Raw genomic sequence first — 18,119 nt, forward strand, 5'->3', positions numbered from 1 at the left:
GCAAATCTAATCTTTTTTTGCAAATTATCGATAAAAGGTTGTCTTTTAGCGTTAAAGGAAGTTAAATATCAAATTCTATGCCTTAATATTTAGTTGTAAGATGGTTAATTTCAATTATGTCCAAAAAAAAAGGCTACTCGCGGTAGCCTTTTTTTATAAAATATGTTTGAAAGATTATTCCTTCATAAATGGATATTTATAATCGGTTGCGGGAACGAATGTTTCCTTAATTAAACGAGGAGATATCCAACGCATTAAGTTAAGTTTAGATCCTGCTTTATCGTTAGTACCACTAGCTCTAGCTCCACCAAATGGTTGCTGTCCTACAACGGCTCCTGTTGGTTTATCATTAATATAGAAGTTACCAGCAGCATTTTGTAAAATATCTGTTGCTTTTGCAGCTTCGTAACGATCACCAGAGAAAATGGCACCGGTTAAAGCGTAAGCACTTGTGTTATCTACCGTGTGAAGTGTTTCTTCCCATTTTTCGTCCTCGTAAACATAAATGGTTACTATTGGGCCAAATAATTCTGTTTCCATAGTCGTGTAGTGAGGATCTGTAGTAAGAATTACTGTGGGTTCAACAAAATAACCTACAGACTTGTCGTATTTTCCACCTACTACAATCTCTGCAGCATCATCTTCTTCAACTTTATCAATATAAGAAGCCAGTTTATCGAAAGAACGCTCATGGATTACTGCTGTAAAGAAATTGGTAAGATCTTCTGGAGATCCCATTTTTATCGATTTCACATCTTCTACCACAAAGTCTTTAATTTCTGGCCATAAACTCTTAGGAAGATAAACTCTGGAAGCGGCACTACATTTTTGCCCCTGAAATTCGAATGCGCCCCTGGTGATTGCCGTAGCAACCTGTTTAGGATTAGAGGTAGGGTGTGCAATGATAAAATCTTTACCACCAGTTTCTCCAACAATTCTTGGATATGATTTGTAGGTATGGATATTGTTTCCAATTTTAGCCCAGATGTTTTTGAAAACTTCTGTACTACCAGTATAGTGAATACCGGCAAAATCAGGACTTTTTAATACCGTATCGGTAATCATTTCAGGATCTCCCATCACCATGTTAATAACACCATCTGGCACTCCTGCTTCTTTAAATACCTCCATTAAAACCTGTGCAGATAGCATTTGGCTATCACTAGGTTTCCATACCGCTACATTGCCCATTAAGGCCGCACTACTAGGAAGGTTACCTGCAATTGCCGTAAAATTAAATGGCGTTACGGCGTAAACAAAACCTTCTAGGGGTCTGTATTCAACGCGGTTCCAGCATCCGTCTGAAGAGTTTGGTTGCTCGTTATAAAGCTCTGTCATGTATTCTACGTTAAAACGTAAAAAGTCACAGATCTCTGCAGCCGAGTCAATTTCTGCCTGGAAAATAGTTTTTGATTGTCCTATCATTGTGGCTGCATTCATCTTTTGGCGGTATGGTCCAGAGATTAGATCTGCAGCTTTAAGGAAAACAGCGGCTCTTTGTTCCCACTCTAGTTTTGCCCATTTTTTACGAGCTTCCAAAGCAGTCTCAATCGCTTGTTCTATATGTTTTTTTTCAGCCAAATGATAAACACCACATTCATGTTTGTGATCGTGTGGCGGATTTATACTGGCTGTTTTTCCGGTCCTGATTTCTTCAGAACCTATGTAAAGTGGTACATCAACTTTGGTGTTGTACAACTCTTTATATGTTAATAATACTTCTTCTCTTTCTGGTGTTCCCGGAGCGTAAGTTTTTACCGGCTCGTTTACAGCTTTAGGAACGTGAAAAAATCCTTTTCCCATGTTGTTGTTTTTCTTGTTTTTATAGGTTTTCTAAATCAATCTAAAGGTAAAAAAATAATAAAGATTTAAACTAACTAAATCTGGCTTTTAAGTAAGCTTAACTTTTTTCGTACATTCAGCTTTTCGTTTAAGAAAAAATTATGTGTACAGTAAGTATTTTTCCCAAAGAAGAAAGTCCAAATTCTTTCATATTAAGCTTTAACCGCGATGAAGCCTTAGAACGGAAAACTTTTGCCCCTGCAAAGCAAAATGTTAATGGATGTGAAATGATTTTCCCTAAAGACGCGGTTGCTGGGGGAACCTGGCTGGGAGTAAGTGAGAAAAAACGACTGGTAGGGATTATGAATGGCGAATTTAAAGCGCATAAACGCCATCCGCCGTACCGAAAAAGCAGAGGAGTAGTGGTAAAAGAATTTTTAGCTGCGGAAGCGCTAAAAAATCATGCTGAAAATTACGATTTTGACGATATAGAGCCTTTTACGATGCTTTGTGTGGAATGGAGTTTAGATTTAGTGATTACTGAAATGGTTTGGGATGCTAGAAAACTTCATGTGAAAAATATCCCATTAAAACCTCAAATCTGGTCCTCTTCACCTTTATATGATCCAGGCATGAAAAAACAGCGAGAAAATTGGTTTAATGATTTTATTGGAAATACTGAAATTACGGCTGGTGCCATTTGGGATTTTCATCATAAGGCCGGCGAGGGCGATAAAAATACCGATTTAATAGTAGATCGCGGGTTTTTAAAAACACAAAGTATTTCGCAGATTGAAATTAGCGAAAAAAAGAAGCAATTTAAATATGAAGAATTAGCTACCGGAAACCTTAAAATACTGAATTTAGAACATTTAGTTTAACGCAAACGGAGCACTTAACTTAAAAGAAGGAATTTGTACTCTAAATTTTCGGGTAGAAGTGAAATTAATCATGTTGTAATATCCGCTCATGGCCCCAAAAGGGGTATTTAGAAGGCAACCACTTTGATAAGTGTGTTTTTCCCCGGGTTTTATCACTGGTTTTTTGCCAATAACCCCTTCACCTTCTACCGTTTCGGTTTTATTTAAAGCATCTTTAATTTTCCAGAATCTTGATTTTAACTGAACCGAATCATTGCTTTGGTTTTCTATAGTAACCTTATAACCAAAAGCATATTTTACCTGATAGCTATCGTAAAGAATGCCATCAAAGAACGTTTGTACTGAAATTTTAATGCCTTTAGTAATTTGTTCAACCATATCAATCTCTAAAAAATTGCGAACGAGCCGAATACCGATATCAGTCCTACAATTGTGGCTAAGGTAAAAAATATTATGTTGAGAATCATAAATTTAACAATGGTTTTCAATTTTCCTTGTTCGTAGAATTTTCGTAATCCCTGGTACAGATACCCTATAAAAATAATATTGGCAATATTTACGCCGTAACTATTTCTGGTAATAATATCTACAATTAATGCGATACTGTATAAAATGAAGCACATGCTTTGTGTATGGAAAGCAAAAGTAAGATGCTCCATATAATTATATTTAGACCGAATATAGATCAGGCTTAAGAAAAGTGTGAAAATAGGCAGAAATATAAATATGATAAAAGGGAGTTTGCCAATTAAATAATTCAGGAAAAACTTGGGGTTTTCTCTTAGAAGTTTAAAATCGATAACCTTCTTATATAACCAACGGTTGTAAGCAGAGTTTTCAAGGTCTAATTTGTTTAAAGCATCTTCTGAAACTGTATTTTGAGTTTCTTTAAAATAATGATCAAATAATTTAATCTTAGCACTAAAAGAATCGCTAAAAGACATGGTGTCAATCTGCTGTTGAGTTACTAGATAGTCATGATAGGTCTTCTGCTTGGTAGAATTTGATGATTTTATGATAGAATCCAAATTAGTAAGATTAACACCTTCGAATTCAATATCTACTTTATTATCCTCATTAATTTTTTCTAGTTCAGTGGTCAGTTCTTCAGGATCTTTGCCAAGGTTTATTCCTTCAAAAGAAGTATCGTAACCATAAATTAAAAAGAAAATAATAGCGGTGGTTAAAAAAAAGCGGTAAGGATTTACGTATCGCATCCTTTTTCCCTGAATATAGTCTTTAGAGATTTTTCCGGGTCTAAAAAGAAGGATCCTCATGGTTCTGATAAACCGGGAGTCGTAGGCAAAAAGACCAGAGAAGAATTCAGAAAAGAAGTCGCTCAGGGCTAGTTTTTTAGTAGAGTTTAATTGGCCGCAATTAGGGCAAAACTTATGCTCTTGTTCTAAACTTACGCCGCAGTTAAGACATTCTTCGCCGCGATACTTCACTAAAGATCGCTTAGATTTCATTTATGTTGCAATAGGTTAGTTGCTAATATTCTTGGAGTTTGTCATGCCCATGCCAATAATCCTGTCGTACCTTCCTCCAATTTCGCGATAATAGATAAGCACTCGATATTCGTTTTCGGTTTCGTCGTAATTTCCACTAACAAATCCTTCATCTAAGCTTCCGTCTTTATTTACAAGAATATATTTGTAATTATAATATCCTTGTTTAAAAAGACGGGCAGTTTCGTAATAACCGGTTTCTTCATTGTAATTAAGCGCTGTGCTGTTATCGGGAGTGAAATTATTAAAATTTCCGTAAATATGTAATTTTCCTCCGTTTATTGGTTCGGGATTTTTCAGTGAGAAGTGAATCCAGGTGTATTCCGATTCTGTATCTACATCTTCAGCATCAAGCTGTCTAATTACAAAGCCACCATTAATATCGGGATTATAGGTGTATGGATTGTTGGCCCTGGCGATATCCCTGTTTAAATAATGATGATAAAGCTGATCTGCTTCTACTCTAACAATATCTGCGGTGGTGGCTCTAAGATCTTTGGTGTCAAATTGCAAATATTCGTTGCCGCCCCAAAAAGAAGTTTGCATATCATATCGATAAATCAATTGGTCGCCAACGGTATATTGCGGTTTGATATTTTTAATAGCCGTTTTTAAATTATTATTCTGAAGAATTAAAGGTTTTACCGTTTGTTCGGGATTACGGAGTAGTAGGTTAGGGGATTCTACTGTGAAATTTATCACTTGTTTAGTGTCTATAAACTGAAGATCCCTGGCTCTTTTTACGACAGGGGCAACACTAACTTTAGCTTCATAGATCATAAATTTTCTTGAAAACACCAGCTCTTCGTTTTCATTGAAAATCTTGATCATGTAGTTTCCTGAAACTTTTAGTGCTTTGGTATATTGGTTGGGAATACTTAATTCGTAGTGCGAAAAAGGCTGAAGGGTATTATAAGAATTTTGATAATTCATAATTCTAATATCATCCAAACCTTCTAAATACTCGTTTTTCGAAAGCTGTGTAGGCTTCCAATCATAGTCGTAATGCTGTATTTGGTAATAATAATCGGCTTCATCTCCAATAATATCATCAAATGTTAAATTTAACATTCCGTTGATAGGGATCACCGGATTCCCATTATTGGTAGAATTTTCCCCAAATAATTGTACCGTTCTTATATAGTTTGGCGGTGGTGTTTCTTTGATGACCTGCCCAATGGCAGACCCTGTAAAACATAAGAAAACCATCAAAAAAAATAATCTATTCATTGTAAAAAAATATGGGTAAATGTACTTACAATTAGCATACCTTATTTTAATGCTTCTTATTTTAACAATTGACTAGCCCGAAAAAACACCAGTTTGTTGGGAAAAATCTCGTGAAAAATATAAATTTGCACGACTTTAAAATAAACTTTATAACATACACTCCATCCTATGTCAAAAGACATTCGAATTAAAAGAGGACTTACTCTACGATTAAAAGGGGAGGCGGAAAAACAAATAGTTGAGGCCCCAAGGTCCAAGACCTATGCGATTAAACCTCCAGATTTTCACTCAGTTGTTCCTAAAATGGTTCTTAAAGAAGGAGCCAAAGTACTTGCAGGAGACGAAATTTTCTTTTCTAAATATACGGAAGAGGTAAGATTTACTTCGCCGGTTAGCGGAACCCTGAAAGAAATTAAAAGAGCTGAAAAGCGCCGAATAGTTGAGGTGATTATCGAAGCCGATGCTACAGATTCCTACAAAGATTTTGGAAAACTTAATGCAGCTACCGCTCCGGCTGAAGCTGTTAAAGAAAAAATCCTTGCAAGTGGTTGCGGAGCTTTTATCATGCAACGTCCATACGACATTGTAGCAGATCCAAAAGATACGCCTAAGGCAATCTTTATCTCTGCCGTAACTACAGCACCTTTAGCAGCAGATCTAGGCTTTGTTTTAAAAGACAAAGTAAAAGCATTTCAGGAAGGGATTTACGCTTTACAAAAACTTACACCGGGAAAAGTTCATCTTTCGGTAGATGATTCTTCTTATCCAGTTCTTAAGGATATTCAGGGTGTGGAGTTACACAAAGTTAGTGGTCCACATCCCGCAGGGAATGTTGGTGTACAAATCCATGAAATCGACCCTGTAAATGCAGGGGAGCGTGTTTGGGTTGTAGGCGCAGATCATGTTCCTGTAATAGGTAATTTGTTTTTAACGGGGTATTTTCAGCCTAAAAAGACAATTGCTGTTGCAGGTAGTGAAGCTAAGGATAGAAAATATTATGAGGTAATCCTTGGAGCAAATTCTGCAGATCTCATAGGGAATCAAATCCCAGATGATGTAAGGATTATTTCTGGTGATGTATTAACGGGAGATCAAATATCCAACAATCATTATTTAGGTTTTTATCACAATACATTAACCTTAATTCCTGAAGGTAATAATTATAGAATGTTTGGATGGTTGCCATTTACGTACAATAATATCCATTCTAATTCTAAAACATCGTTATCCTGGTTGTTTCCTAATAAAAAATACGAGCCAACGACCAACCTTAATGGTGAAGAGCGTGCATTAGTAGTTACGGGAGAAATGGAAGAAGTTTTTCCTATGGATATTTATCCAATGCAATTACTAAAGGCTTGTATGGCTGGAGACATCGAGAAGATGGAAAATTTAGGGATTTACGAAGTAGCCCCTGAAGATTTTGCGTTGATAGATTATGTAAACACTTCTAAACTTGAAGCTCAGGAAATCATACGTCTTGGTTTAGATTTAATGATCACTGAAGTAGGATAGTAGGATAAAAAGTTTAATTATGGAATGGATAAGACAACGATTAGATAAATTTAAAGAGCCTTTTGGCAAGGGCAAAAAACTTGAAAAGTATGCTCCTGCCTTTAATGCTCTTGATACTTTTTTGTTTACGCCTAACCACACCACTAAAACCGGTGCGCACATTCGTGATGGTGTAGATTTAAAAAGAACAATGATTACGGTAGTGTTAGCCTTGATCCCTGCCCTTATTTTTGGGATGTGGAATGGAGGTTACCAGTACTTGCATCAATTACCAGAATATGCAGATGGTGTTCCTTTTATGGATGCCTTTTTAGAAGGAGCGTCTAAAATAGTACCAATGATCATAGTTTCTTATGTTATTGGTCTTGGGATAGAGTTTGCTTTTGCAATTTTTAGAGGTCACGAAGTGAATGAAGGTTACCTGGTAACCGGTTTGCTAATTCCTATGATCATGCCAATCGATATTCCACTTTGGATGGTTGGAGTAGCTGTAGTTTTCTCTGTGATTATTGGGAAAGAAGCTTTTGGTGGTACAGGGATGAATATTCTTAACCCAGCTTTAACTGCTCGTGCATTTGCTTTCTTTGCCTATCCAACTTATATGTCTGGTAACACCGTTTGGGTGCATAATGCTTATGAAATCGATGGGGTTTCAGGAGAAACCATTCTTGGTAAATTGGCATCGGGTACAGATGTTCCTTATAATACTATGGACATGTTTTCTGGTTTAATCCCTGGTTCTATTGCAGAAACTTCTACTATATGCATCCTGGCAGGGGGCCTTATTTTAATGCTAACAAAAGTAGGTAGCTGGAGAATAATTGTAAGTGGGTTTATTGGAGCTGCAGTAATGGCTTTCATATTTAATTCACTTCCATCTTTAGGAGTTGAAGGGAATGATCTTACTAATTTCCCCTGGTACAATCACCTTGTAATTGGTGGTCTCGCTTTTGGTATCGTGTTTATGGCTACAGATCCTGTTTCTGCAGCACAAACAATGAAAGGAAAGTGGATTTATGGATTTTTGATAGGGTTCTTTGCAATTATGATTAGAATCTTTAATCCTGCATATCCAGAAGGAATTATGTTAGCCATCTTATTAATGAATGTTTTTGCTCCTGTAATTGATCACTATGTGGTACAGGGGAATGTGAAGAAAAGAAAGAAAAGATTGGCTACAGTTAAAGAAGTGAAAACAGCTTAGTTATGGAAGAGAAAAAAGTAAATAAAACAAATACAAACGGCTATACCTTTTTATTCGCCATCATCATGGTATTAGTGGTAGCCAGTGTACTTGCTTTTACGGCAACATCGCTGAAGCCTTTGCAAAATGAGAATGTGCGTAATGAAAAGATGCAAAACATTCTTGCCACTGTTGGTATAGAAACCAGCAGGGATAGTGCGCAGGCTTTATACGATAAATATATTACAGAAACCGTTTCTTTAAGAGAAGATGGTTCTGTAGACGAGTCTATCGATGCTTTTGAGGTTGATTTAACCAAAGAATTGCGTAGACCGGTTAAAGACCAGGTTTATCCATTATATATTGCAGATATCGACGGTGCTAAATACTATATTATTCCTCTTAGAGGAAAAGGACTTTGGGATGCAATCTGGGGATATATTTCTCTTAAAGATGATGTAAATACAGTTAAAGGTGCTGTGTTTGATCACAAAGGAGAAACACCAGGTTTAGGAGCTGAAATTACACAGGCATGGTTCCAGGAACGTTTTGCAGATGAAAAGATCTTCGACGAAAACGGAAATCTTGTAGGGGTGTCTGTTGTAAAGGGAAGTAAGGGAAATGCTAATAAAGACGACAACCAAGTAGATGCTATATCTGGTGCGACAATTACTGGTAATGGGGTGTCTGATATGATTTCTGAAAGATTAAAGCATTATCTACCTTATTTCAAGCAACAAACTGACGTTAAAGTAGCAACTAAGTAATTATGAAGACAGATAACACACAAACTTCTACAGATTCGGCTCAAAAAGCTGCTGAGAAGAAAAAAGATGAAATGATTCTGTTCTTATCAAGTTCAGAAGAGAAAGAACATTTTCTGTCTAAGAATAACAGGAAATTATTATCAGACCCATTTAACGATAACAACCCAATTACTGTTCAGGTATTAGGTATTTGTTCGGCATTAGCAATTACTGTACAGTTAAGGCCTGCTTTGGTAATGGCTTTAGCGGTAATCGTAGTAGTAGCTTTTTCTAACGTGATCGTTTCTTTAATTAGAAATTTAATTCCTAATCGTATTAGGATCATCGTGCAACTTGTAGTAGTTGCATCTTTGGTAATTTTAGTAGATCAGGTGCTTAAAGCATACTCTTATGATGTAAGTAAGCAGCTTTCGGTTTTCGTAGGTCTAATTATTACCAACTGTATTGTGATGGGACGTTTAGAAGCTTTTGCATTAGGGAATGGTGTTTATAAATCATTTCTTGATGGGATAGGAAATGGTGCCGGTTATGGTTTTATACTTATCGTGGTTGCTTTCTTTAGAGAGCTATTAGGCTCAGGTAAATTATTTGGATACGAAGTTTTAGGACATAAAGCACCAACATTAGCAGATTCTACCGGTCTTTATGCTTTAGGATATGAAAATAACGGTTTAATGTTATTATCCCCAATGGCCCTTATTATCGTAGGGATCATTATTTGGGTACAACGTTCAAGAAACCGTAAACTAATCGAAGAATAATTATCAACAGCGAATTATCTTATTATGGAATATTTAAATTTATTTGTTAGAAGTATTTTCATAGAAAATATGATTTTTGCCTACTTCTTAGGAATGTGTTCCTACTTAGCAGTGTCAAAAACAGTGAATACCGCTGTTGGTCTTGGTGCGGCAGTAATTTTTGTACTTACCGTAACGGTACCAATCAACTTTCTATTAGATCAATATTTATTAAGCCCTGGTGCTTTAGCCTGGTTGAGTCCTGAATATGCCGATGTAGACCTTAGTTTCTTAAGTTTTATCATGTTTATCGCAGTAATCGCGTCTATGGTACAGCTTGTAGAAATGATTGTTGAAAAATTTGCTCCGGCTCTTTACGGTGCGTTAGGTATTTTCCTTCCGCTTATTGCGGTAAACTGTGCCATCTTAGGTGGATCTTTATTTATGCAACAAAAGAACTTTGGCGGTATAGGTGAAGCAGTAACCTATGGTTTAGGTAGTGGTATTGGATGGTTCTTAGCGATCATAGCTATTGCGGCAATTAGAGAAAAAATTACCTATTCTAATGTTCCTGCTCCATTAAAAGGTCTTGGGATTACATTTATCATCACGGGATTAATGGCGATAGGATTTATGAGTTTTATGGGTATTAAATTATAAAAGAAAAACAACAACAATGACAGTTATAATTGCAAGTATAGTTGTATTCTTAATTTTGATCCTTCTTTTGGTTTCTATTCTTTTAGGAGCTAAAGCGAAGTTAATCCCTTCGGGACCGGTTAAAATTAATGTAAACGGAGAAAAAGACCTTGAAGTTAGTTCTGGTGGAACACTACTTGGTACTTTAGGTTCAGAAAAACTTTTCCTTCCTTCTGCTTGTGGTGGAGGTGGTACCTGCATCCAGTGTAAATGTATCGTTAAAGAAGGAGGAGGAACACTTTTACCGACTGAAGAACCACACTTTACCCGTAAGGAAATTGCTGATGGATGGAGACTTGGTTGCCAGGTGAAGGTAAAACAGGATATGAAAATTCAGATTCCTGAAGAAGTTTTTGGAATTAAGAAATGGGAAGCAACTGTAGTTAGAAACTATAATGTTGCTTCTTTTATTAAGGAATTTGTAGTTGAAATTCCTGAAGATATGGATTACAAAGCTGGTGGTTATATCCAAATTGAAATTCCTAAGTGTGAAGTTCCTTATAAGGATATCGATATTACAGCTCACCCAGAAGAGCACGAAACACCAGATAAATTTAAGGCTGAGTGGGATAAGTTTAACTTGTGGCCACTTGTGATGAAGAATAATGAAACGGTAGAACGTGCGTATTCTATGGCTTCTTATCCAGCAGAAGGTCGTGAGATCATGCTTAATGTTCGTATTGCTACTCCGCCATGGGATAGAGGTAAGAATGGTTGGATGGATGTGAATCCTGGTATTGCTTCTTCTTACATCTTCTCTAGAAAGAAGGGTGATAAAGTAACCATATCAGGACCTTATGGAGAATTCTTTATTAATGAAAGTGATGCGGAAATGCTTTATGTTGGTGGTGGTGCAGGTATGGCGCCAATGCGTTCACATTTATACCATCTTTTCCGTACAGTAAAAACAGGAAGAAAAGTAACGTATTGGTATGGTGGTCGTTCTAAACGAGAGCTTTTCTATACAGAGCATTTTAGAGCTTTAGAAAGAGATTTCCCTAACTTCAAATTCTATCTAGCACTTTCTGAACCTTTAGAAGAAGACAACTGGAAAGTAAAAGACGGAATTGATGGAGAAGGAGATGGTTTCGTAGGCTTTATTCACCAGGTGGTAATTGATAATTACTTAAGTCATCATGACGAACCTGAAGATATAGAATTCTATTTCTGTGGGCCACCGTTGATGAACAAAGCGGTAGAGAAAATGACTGAAGATTTTGGAGTACCTCGTGAGAATGTAAGATTCGATGATTTTGGAGGATAATTCAAAATATAGCGTATAGTTTAAAAAGCCGACTTGAAAAAGTCGGCTTTTTTATATTCTTTTTTTCAAGCTTTACTGTTCTATTTGTAATTTTGCAGCATGGCAAACGAATTATCAAAACAAGAGCTTCATAACCTTGCAATGAACGTAGTTGGGAAAGATTTGGAGAAGAATGGATATGAGTTTTTAGGAGTAAATAGTAGCATTAAGGCAAATCCACAATTTGTAGCCTTAAAAAATAAGAGACTTCATTTTGTAGTGGTACGTGCGATTAATTATCCCATGGATCCACGAGTGATGGATAGAATTTATATGGAAACCATGAAGCAGCATGCTTCTAAGTTTAATGCAAGAACCTTTTATGCCGGTGTGGGAATTGCAAATGCTAAGGATTACGAATTACCGGTGACTCACGAAGAAAATTATATTATTAATTATGATGGCTGGCAGGAAATTTAATCTATCAATAGCTGTAGTAGTGGTTTTTTTCGCTTTTATTTTAGGAGCGTGTGAAGGGAATGAGTTTGAAGAACAAAATTATTCAGGTAGTGCATTAGGAACTTCCTACCACATTAAGATCTTTACTGGAAAAGAAGATTTACAGATTGAAAAAGGTTTGGATAGCATTTTTCAGGTGATCAATCAATCCATGAGTACCTATTGGGAAGAATCTGATATTTCCTTAATTAATCACGGTGTAGATTCTATAAAAGTGGACGAAAACTTTAAAAAGGTTTTCAAAGGTTCAGAGAAAATTTATAAGGAAACCGATGGCTACTTTGATCCAACTGTTGGTAATCTTGTAAATGCCTACGGCTTTGGCCCAGATAAAAGCCCTGAGGCATTAAATGCTGCAACTATAGATTCTTTACTCCAATATGTGGGATTGGATAAACTGAAACTTACTGCCGAAGGAAGGATCAAGAAAGAAAATCCACAAATTTATCTGGATTTTAATGCTATCGCTAAAGGTTACACCATCGATGTTATTGCAGGATATTTTGAAAATAAAGGGATATATAATTATCTAATTGAGCTGGGTGGAGAATTGGTGAGTAAAGGAGAGCATATCACTAAGCAGAAGCCATTTATTGTGGCTATAGACGACCCTTTGCAAGAAGAAGGGGAAAGAACTTACCAGGCAACTTTAAAATTGAAAAACAGGGCTATGGCGACTTCTGGTAATTATCGTAAATTCAGGATAGATTCGATTACAGGAGAACGTTTTGTACACACTATAAATCCGCTTACCGGAAAACCGGAGAGAAGCAATTTGCTTAGTGCTTCGGTCTTGGCAGATAATTGTATGCTAGCGGACGGTTATGCCACCGCTTTTATGGCGTTAGGACTGGAAAAAGCAAAAGAATTATCTTCTAAATTGGATAATATCGACGTGTATTTTATTTATTCTGAAAATGATTCAACTAAAGTATATGTTTCTGAAGGTTTTCAGGAAACCCTAATTACAGATTGATTCTACTAAAAATGTTTACTCGATAGGATTAAATATTTCAATCCTGCTTAAATGTATAGTTAGGAATAACTGAAACTAAAAAGGGATTTTGTAATAGATAGGAACCTTCGTTAAGAAGATAGTTTAATTTGGGTTTTATAACTTTTGAAAATAATCCTTTTTCTAACTAAATACATTTTTAAACTTCAGGTTTGTGGCAAACGGGAATGATTTCTCCTTTGGCAAGGCGGAATTTGTCAACTTCATCAGGAGATAATTCTTCAGTGAAATTTACTTCTTCAACTTCAAAACCAATCTTTCTTAATTTATCAAAATAGTCTCTTCCGTAGACACGTACATGGTCATATTGGCCAAAAATACGAGCTCTTTCTTTTGGATCAGTGATGCTATCATCTTCAAAAGTAGTAGCGCGATCTAGTTCCTGCGGAATTTGTAGAATGGCCGTGCCGCCGGGTTTAAGCACGCGCAGAATTTCCTGCATGGCTTTAGTGTCATCTGGAATATGTTCTAACACATGATTGCACAAAATGAAATCATATTGATTAGTTTTAAATGGTAGGTTGCAGATGTCTGCCTTTACATCGGCTAAAGGAGAATTAAGATCTGTTGTGGTATAATCAAGATTGCTTAAATTCCTAAATCGTTTATAAAAGGCCTGCTCTGGGGCAAAGTGCAGAACCTTCATATTAGCTTTAAAAAAGTTTGTTTTTTGCCTTAAATAAAGCCATAAAAGCCGGTGACGCTCTAAAGAGAGTGTTGACGGCGATAATACATTGTCCCGCTGATTCTCGTACCCATAGGGCAAAAATCTTTTAAAACTTTTGCCATCTATAGGATCTGTATAGACATTACCTTTTAGTGTTAAAACCAAAAATGGCTTAACAAAATAACTAAGACGTATTAATAACGGTCTTGGTACTGTATTGAGAATCTTTTTAAAAAGCCTTTTCATTTAAATATATCTTTCCGGAGCCAAAGATATTCAAATAAAATGCTTTCAGCAGGATTTTATATCGAATGTCTATACTTCGATATCTCCCCAGTTCTCACCAGATTTAATACGGTAAAGTTGCATTTCTGAAACTCCAAATTGTTTTGCAAGAACGCGTATTCTTGTTTTTCTATTTGGATCAAGCAATTTCTTTTTAAGGATAACCGCCTGTGCATAGGTTAATTTAGAATAAGAGGTCACTTTTCTAAGTTTCCGTTTTTTCTTATTTTCTTTAACGCTGGGACTGTTGTATTGATGCGCAACCCATTCGTCTTTGGTCGCCCATGCAATATTTTCTACGCGGTTATCGTCTTTTTGAAAATTCTTATGAATTACATATTTATCACCTTCTTTTTTATCCAGAAAAAGTTCTGCTACAATGCGGTGTATGTAATATGTCTTGGACTTTCCAGACTTTAGTCTCACGGCAAAATTAAGGTAGCCTCCAACACGGCCGCCACGCATTAATTCGCCTTCTTCTTTGTTTTTTAGGAAGCTTACCAGTCTACCGTAATTGGATACTTTGTAGACAAAACGGTCTTCCCATTCTTCTTTGTGTAGGGTTTTCCAAACCTCTCCTCTGAAATTTTTAATCATAGGTTTTTGCTCTAAATTCATCTTCTTCGTTACTTTCTATGCCTAAAGCTTCATAGATATAACTGAAGGTTGACAACAGCTCCGGTTTGCCGTCAATTAAGGCTACGTCATGTTCAAAATGAGCACTTGCTTTGTTATCTGCAGTTAAAATAGTCCAGCCATCGGGAAGCTGTTTTATGCGACGTGTTCCCAAATTCGTCATGGGTTCTATCGCAACAACCATTCCTTCTACAAATTTCTTTCCTCGACCTTTTCTGCCATAATTAGGCATTTCAGGGTCTTCGTGCATTTTAGCGCCAAGGCCGTGGCCAACAAGCTCACGAACAACTCCGTAACCATGGTCTTCAGTAAATTTCTGAATAGCATAGCCAACATCACCGACACGATTGCCGGCTTTGAACTCTCTTATTCCTACGTAAAGTGACTCTTTGGTAACCTCCAGGAGTTTTTGAATTTCTGGGGCAATTTCTCCTACGGGGAAGGTATACGCATGGTCTCCGTAAAAACCATTTTTTAAAGCGCCACAATCAATAGAAATAATATCACCTTCTACAAGGGGTTTGTCGTTAGGAATCCCATGCACAACCTGTGCATTAGGACTCATACATAGGGAATTTGGAAAATCGTACATTCCAAGAAATCCTGGATGAGCGCCATGGTCTTTAATAAACTCTTCAGCTAGTTTGTCTAACTGAAGCGTAGTCACACCAGGTTTAACTTCTTTAGCCAGCATTCCAAGGGTTTTAGACACGATTTGCGCACTTTCCCTAATTAATTCAATTTGTTCCCTTGTTTTAGGTATAATCATTAGTGTTACTCTTTAATACTTTTATAGTCTGCCGAAAAATCGGCTTTTCTTTTTTTTAAACTGTCTAGGATTTTTGCTGCCTGTTTTGTCGGAAATAATTTGATAAATTTCTCCCCAACCTAACATACCGCCTATATTACGGTCGTCAATAAAAATATCGGCCATAATCTTACGACTTAGGCTTTCGTCAAAATTTTCTTCAGGGTAGCTTTTATTTACAGCATAGAAATTTATGCCATTTTTTTCACAAAATGTTACGGCCTCTTCTAAACGAGAGCCTTTTCGGTAAGTCCATAGAATAAGGTTATGACCATCATTTTGTAGCTTTTTTAAAGTTTCAAAAGCAAACAAAAGTGGTTTACCTATTTTTGGGTACTTATTTTCTACAATAGTACCATCAAAATCTATCGCTATTGTTAGTGTAGGGGACATAACGTTCAGCAAAAATAAATGAATAGCAATTAACTATCCGTTTTCAAACACTTATTTATTTACTCGGCATACGAGTTTTTATAATCCTTACCGCTTACGATTTTAGCGATATCTTCTTCCAGGCTTTCTTGTGCAAATTCTACAAATCTGTTTACTTCCTGCCCGTTTTTGTAAAAGATTATTGTTGGTACACGGTTCAAATTTACTTTTTCCTCATATTTTTCAGGAGTAGATTTGCTGTAATCTACGGCAACTGCCGTAAGCTTATCTAAATTATAACCGGTTGCATCTAATATTTTGAAAAAGCGAGGTGTTTCTCTTTTACTATCGCCACACCAGGTTCCCATAAAGATTGTTATATCATAATCATTAATATGATCTTTAATGGTTTCCATAGCCTCAGCCTTTGGTTCATATTTTTCATATCTGGGCTCAAACCAGGCTGCATAAGGCTGTTGCAATAAATCGGCTTTTTCAAATTTTCCAAGTAGCATGCTCTGTTGTGTACTTACTTCTTGGTTATTTTCATTTTGTTTTGGTGTATTTATGGTGCCGCACCCTAAAAGTACGGCAACCATAAAAGGGATTAATTTTGTCATTTTATTAGCTGTTGCTTCTTATTTATTCAATAAGGGAATCTTGTGTCATTAATTCTGGCTTCTCGATTCCCATTAATTTTAAAATTGTTGGCGCAATATCTCCTAATTTACCACTTTTTATTTCTTTTACGTCTTTATCTAAAAGAATTAAAGGAACAGGGTTGGTGGTATGTGCGGTATTTGGTGAACCATCTTCATTAATCATAGTTTCACTATTACCGTGATCTGCAATGACTATTACAGAATAATCGTTATCCATTGCTGCCGTACAAACATCTTTTGCACACTCATCTACGGTTTCGCAAGCTTTAACGGCTGCTTCAAAAACACCGGTATGTCCAACCATATCTGGGTTTGCAAAATTTAAACAGATAAAATCTGCCGATTTTTTATTCAATTCAGGAATAATTTTATCCCTAATTTCGTAGGCACTCATCTCTGGTTGTAAGTCGTAAGTAGCTACTTTTGGAGAGTTGCACATAATTCTTTTTTCTCCCTTAAAAGGTTCTTCACGACCACCAGAAAAGAAAAAGGTTACGTGTGGATATTTTTCGGTTTCCGCAATTCTTATTTGCTTTTTACCAACAAACTCTAACACTTCGCCTAAAGTACTTTTTATGTTTTCTTTTTTAAAGATCACATTTACGTTTTTAAAGCTATCGTCGTATTTGGTTAAGGTTACATAATATAAAGGCATTTTCTTCATATCATATTCTGGGAAATCGTCCTGGCTTAACGCTTGCGTTAATTGTCTACCACGATCTGTCCTGAAATTAAAGAATATGACCACATCTTTTTCCTGTAACTTAGCAACAGGCGTGCCATCTTCGTGAGTAATTACGATTGGTTTGATAAATTCATCGGTAACATCATCGTCGTAACTTTCCTGTACGGCCTTTACAGGATCCTGGGTTTCTTTTCCTTCACCCTTCACAATCAGGTCGTAAGCCTTTTCTACGCGTTCCCATCGGTTATCACGATCCATCGCATAATAACGACCAATTATAGAGGCTAATTTACCGTTTGTTTCTTTTAAATGTTCTTGTATTTCTTCCACAAAACCTTTACCAGAACGTGGATCCACGTCACGGCCATCTGTAAAAGCGTGTAAATATTTGTTTTCTATACCATAGTCTTCGGCAGCGCTTAAAAGACCTTTTAAATGTTTAATATGCGAGTGTACACCACCGTCACTTAAAAGCCCCATAAAATGAATGGGCTTTTCATTTTTCTTTGCATATTCAAAAGCCTCGCGCAAGGCAGGCTCTTCTATTAATGTTTTATTTTCTACAGCCTGATTAATTTTTACCAGATCTTGATATACTACACGACCTGCACCCAGGTTCATATGGCCAACTTCACTGTTTCCCATTTGTCCATCTGGCAAACCAACGTTCATCCCATCGGTTCTTAACTGGGCATGTGGATACTTTTCAGAAATTTCATCTATAAATGGTGTTTTGGCTTTTGCTACGGCAGAAACTTCTTCATTTTGAGTAATTCCCCAACCGTCCAATATCATTAATAATACCTTCTTGTTCATTTTAGTAGTGTAAATTTTGGATAAAGATAAAAACAAATTAAAAGTTTGCTAAATGCTGCAAGCTTAATGTTTTATTAAAGTTATTCACTTTTTGGGGAATATCTTT

General features: G+C 36.3%; 19 protein-coding genes. 9 read left to right on the forward strand and 10 right to left on the reverse strand.

What is annotated here, in order from left to right; translation table 11 throughout:
• Positions 1-174 precede the first annotated feature (174 nt).
• Complete coding sequence (pruA, locus tag L1967_RS07380; RefSeq protein ID WP_249601089.1) at positions 175-1,803, reverse strand: L-glutamate gamma-semialdehyde dehydrogenase; 1,629 nt, start codon at positions 1,801-1,803, stop codon at positions 175-177.
• Between the two features lie 140 nt (positions 1,804-1,943).
• On the opposite strand from pruA, the gene L1967_RS07385 reads away from it, so the two are divergent.
• Positions 1,944-2,663 (forward strand): NRDE family protein, encoded by a 720-nt coding sequence (locus tag L1967_RS07385; RefSeq protein WP_249601090.1) that lies wholly within the window; start codon positions 1,944-1,946, stop codon positions 2,661-2,663.
• Here L1967_RS07385 and apaG read toward each other — a convergent pair.
• From apaG to L1967_RS07400, 3 genes are read right to left on the reverse strand one after another with little or no spacing between them, the layout of a single operon-like run.
• The gene (gene apaG, locus L1967_RS07390; protein WP_249601091.1) at positions 2,655-3,041 is read right to left on the reverse strand and encodes a Co2+/Mg2+ efflux protein ApaG; all 387 of its coding nucleotides are present in this window, start codon (positions 3,039-3,041) and stop codon (positions 2,655-2,657) included. The two genes, L1967_RS07385 and apaG, sit on opposite strands and share 9 nt — an antisense overlap.
• A gap of 8 nt (positions 3,042-3,049) precedes the next feature.
• Complete coding sequence (locus L1967_RS07395) at positions 3,050-4,132, reverse strand: DUF3667 domain-containing protein (protein WP_249601092.1); 1,083 nt, start codon at positions 4,130-4,132, stop codon at positions 3,050-3,052.
• 15 nt (positions 4,133-4,147) lie between these two features.
• Positions 4,148-5,401: a type IX secretion system plug protein gene (locus L1967_RS07400; RefSeq protein ID WP_249601093.1), complete on the reverse strand. Its 1,254-nt coding sequence runs from the start codon at positions 5,399-5,401 to the stop codon at positions 4,148-4,150.
• A gap of 168 nt (positions 5,402-5,569) precedes the next feature.
• Here L1967_RS07400 and L1967_RS07405 point away from each other — a divergent pair, with 168 nt between their 5' ends.
• From L1967_RS07405 to L1967_RS07440, 8 genes are all read left to right on the forward strand, one after another.
• Positions 5,570-6,916 carry a Na(+)-translocating NADH-quinone reductase subunit A gene (locus L1967_RS07405; RefSeq protein WP_249601094.1) on the forward strand — a complete coding sequence of 449 codons (1,347 nt, stop codon included), beginning with the start codon at positions 5,570-5,572 and terminating at the stop codon, positions 6,914-6,916.
• A gap of 19 nt (positions 6,917-6,935) precedes the next feature.
• A complete protein-coding gene (locus L1967_RS07410) occupies positions 6,936-8,120 on the forward strand; it encodes an NADH:ubiquinone reductase (Na(+)-transporting) subunit B (protein WP_249601095.1) in 1,185 nt (394 codons plus the stop codon).
• Between the two features lie 2 nt (positions 8,121-8,122).
• Positions 8,123-8,866: a Na(+)-translocating NADH-quinone reductase subunit C gene (locus L1967_RS07415; RefSeq protein ID WP_249601096.1), complete on the forward strand. Its 744-nt coding sequence runs from the start codon at positions 8,123-8,125 to the stop codon at positions 8,864-8,866.
• A 2-nt stretch (positions 8,867-8,868) separates the two neighbouring features.
• Positions 8,869-9,627 carry an NADH:ubiquinone reductase (Na(+)-transporting) subunit D gene (locus L1967_RS07420; protein WP_249601097.1) on the forward strand — a complete coding sequence of 253 codons (759 nt, stop codon included), beginning with the start codon at positions 8,869-8,871 and terminating at the stop codon, positions 9,625-9,627.
• Positions 9,628-9,651: 24 nt separating this feature from the next.
• Entirely contained in the window at positions 9,652-10,266 is a 615-nt protein-coding gene (gene nqrE / locus L1967_RS07425; RefSeq protein WP_249601098.1) for an NADH:ubiquinone reductase (Na(+)-transporting) subunit E, read from the forward strand.
• A gap of 16 nt (positions 10,267-10,282) precedes the next feature.
• Complete coding sequence (gene nqrF / locus L1967_RS07430) at positions 10,283-11,569, forward strand: NADH:ubiquinone reductase (Na(+)-transporting) subunit F (protein WP_249601099.1); 1,287 nt, start codon at positions 10,283-10,285, stop codon at positions 11,567-11,569.
• Between the two features lie 99 nt (positions 11,570-11,668).
• Positions 11,669-12,028: a Na(+)-translocating NADH-quinone reductase subunit F gene (locus L1967_RS07435; RefSeq protein WP_249601100.1), complete on the forward strand. Its 360-nt coding sequence runs from the start codon at positions 11,669-11,671 to the stop codon at positions 12,026-12,028.
• Complete coding sequence (locus L1967_RS07440; protein WP_249601101.1) at positions 12,006-13,043, forward strand: FAD:protein FMN transferase; 1,038 nt, start codon at positions 12,006-12,008, stop codon at positions 13,041-13,043. The genes L1967_RS07435 and L1967_RS07440 overlap by 23 nt, the downstream gene beginning before the upstream one ends.
• 178 nt (positions 13,044-13,221) lie before the next feature.
• Here L1967_RS07440 and L1967_RS07445 read toward each other — a convergent pair whose 3' ends face one another.
• The 6 genes from L1967_RS07445 to gpmI form a co-directional block, all read right to left on the reverse strand.
• Positions 13,222-13,995, reverse strand: coding sequence for a methyltransferase domain-containing protein (locus L1967_RS07445; protein ID WP_249601102.1), 774 nt, complete (start codon positions 13,993-13,995; stop codon positions 13,222-13,224).
• Positions 13,996-14,064: 69 nt separating this feature from the next.
• Complete coding sequence (locus L1967_RS07450; RefSeq protein ID WP_249601103.1) at positions 14,065-14,631, reverse strand: HNH endonuclease; 567 nt, start codon at positions 14,629-14,631, stop codon at positions 14,065-14,067.
• A complete protein-coding gene (gene map, locus L1967_RS07455) occupies positions 14,624-15,439 on the reverse strand; it encodes a type I methionyl aminopeptidase (RefSeq protein WP_249601104.1) in 816 nt (271 codons plus the stop codon). Before map ends, L1967_RS07450 begins: the two co-directional genes overlap by 8 nt.
• A 21-nt stretch (positions 15,440-15,460) precedes the next feature.
• The gene (locus L1967_RS07460) at positions 15,461-15,871 is read right to left on the reverse strand and encodes a BT0820 family HAD-type phosphatase (RefSeq protein WP_249601105.1); all 411 of its coding nucleotides are present in this window, start codon (positions 15,869-15,871) and stop codon (positions 15,461-15,463) included.
• A 59-nt stretch (positions 15,872-15,930) separates the two neighbouring features.
• Entirely contained in the window at positions 15,931-16,470 is a 540-nt protein-coding gene (locus L1967_RS07465) for a thioredoxin family protein (RefSeq protein WP_249601106.1), read from the reverse strand.
• Between the two features lie 22 nt (positions 16,471-16,492).
• On the reverse strand, positions 16,493-18,013 hold the full coding sequence (gpmI, locus tag L1967_RS07470) for a 2,3-bisphosphoglycerate-independent phosphoglycerate mutase (protein ID WP_249601107.1): 1,521 nt from the start codon (positions 18,011-18,013) through the stop codon (positions 16,493-16,495).
• Between the last annotated feature and the right edge of the window lie 106 nt (positions 18,014-18,119).

This window comes from Zunongwangia pacifica (assembly GCF_023499215.1).
Classification (GTDB): Bacteria; Bacteroidota; Bacteroidia; order Flavobacteriales; family Flavobacteriaceae; genus Zunongwangia; species Zunongwangia pacifica.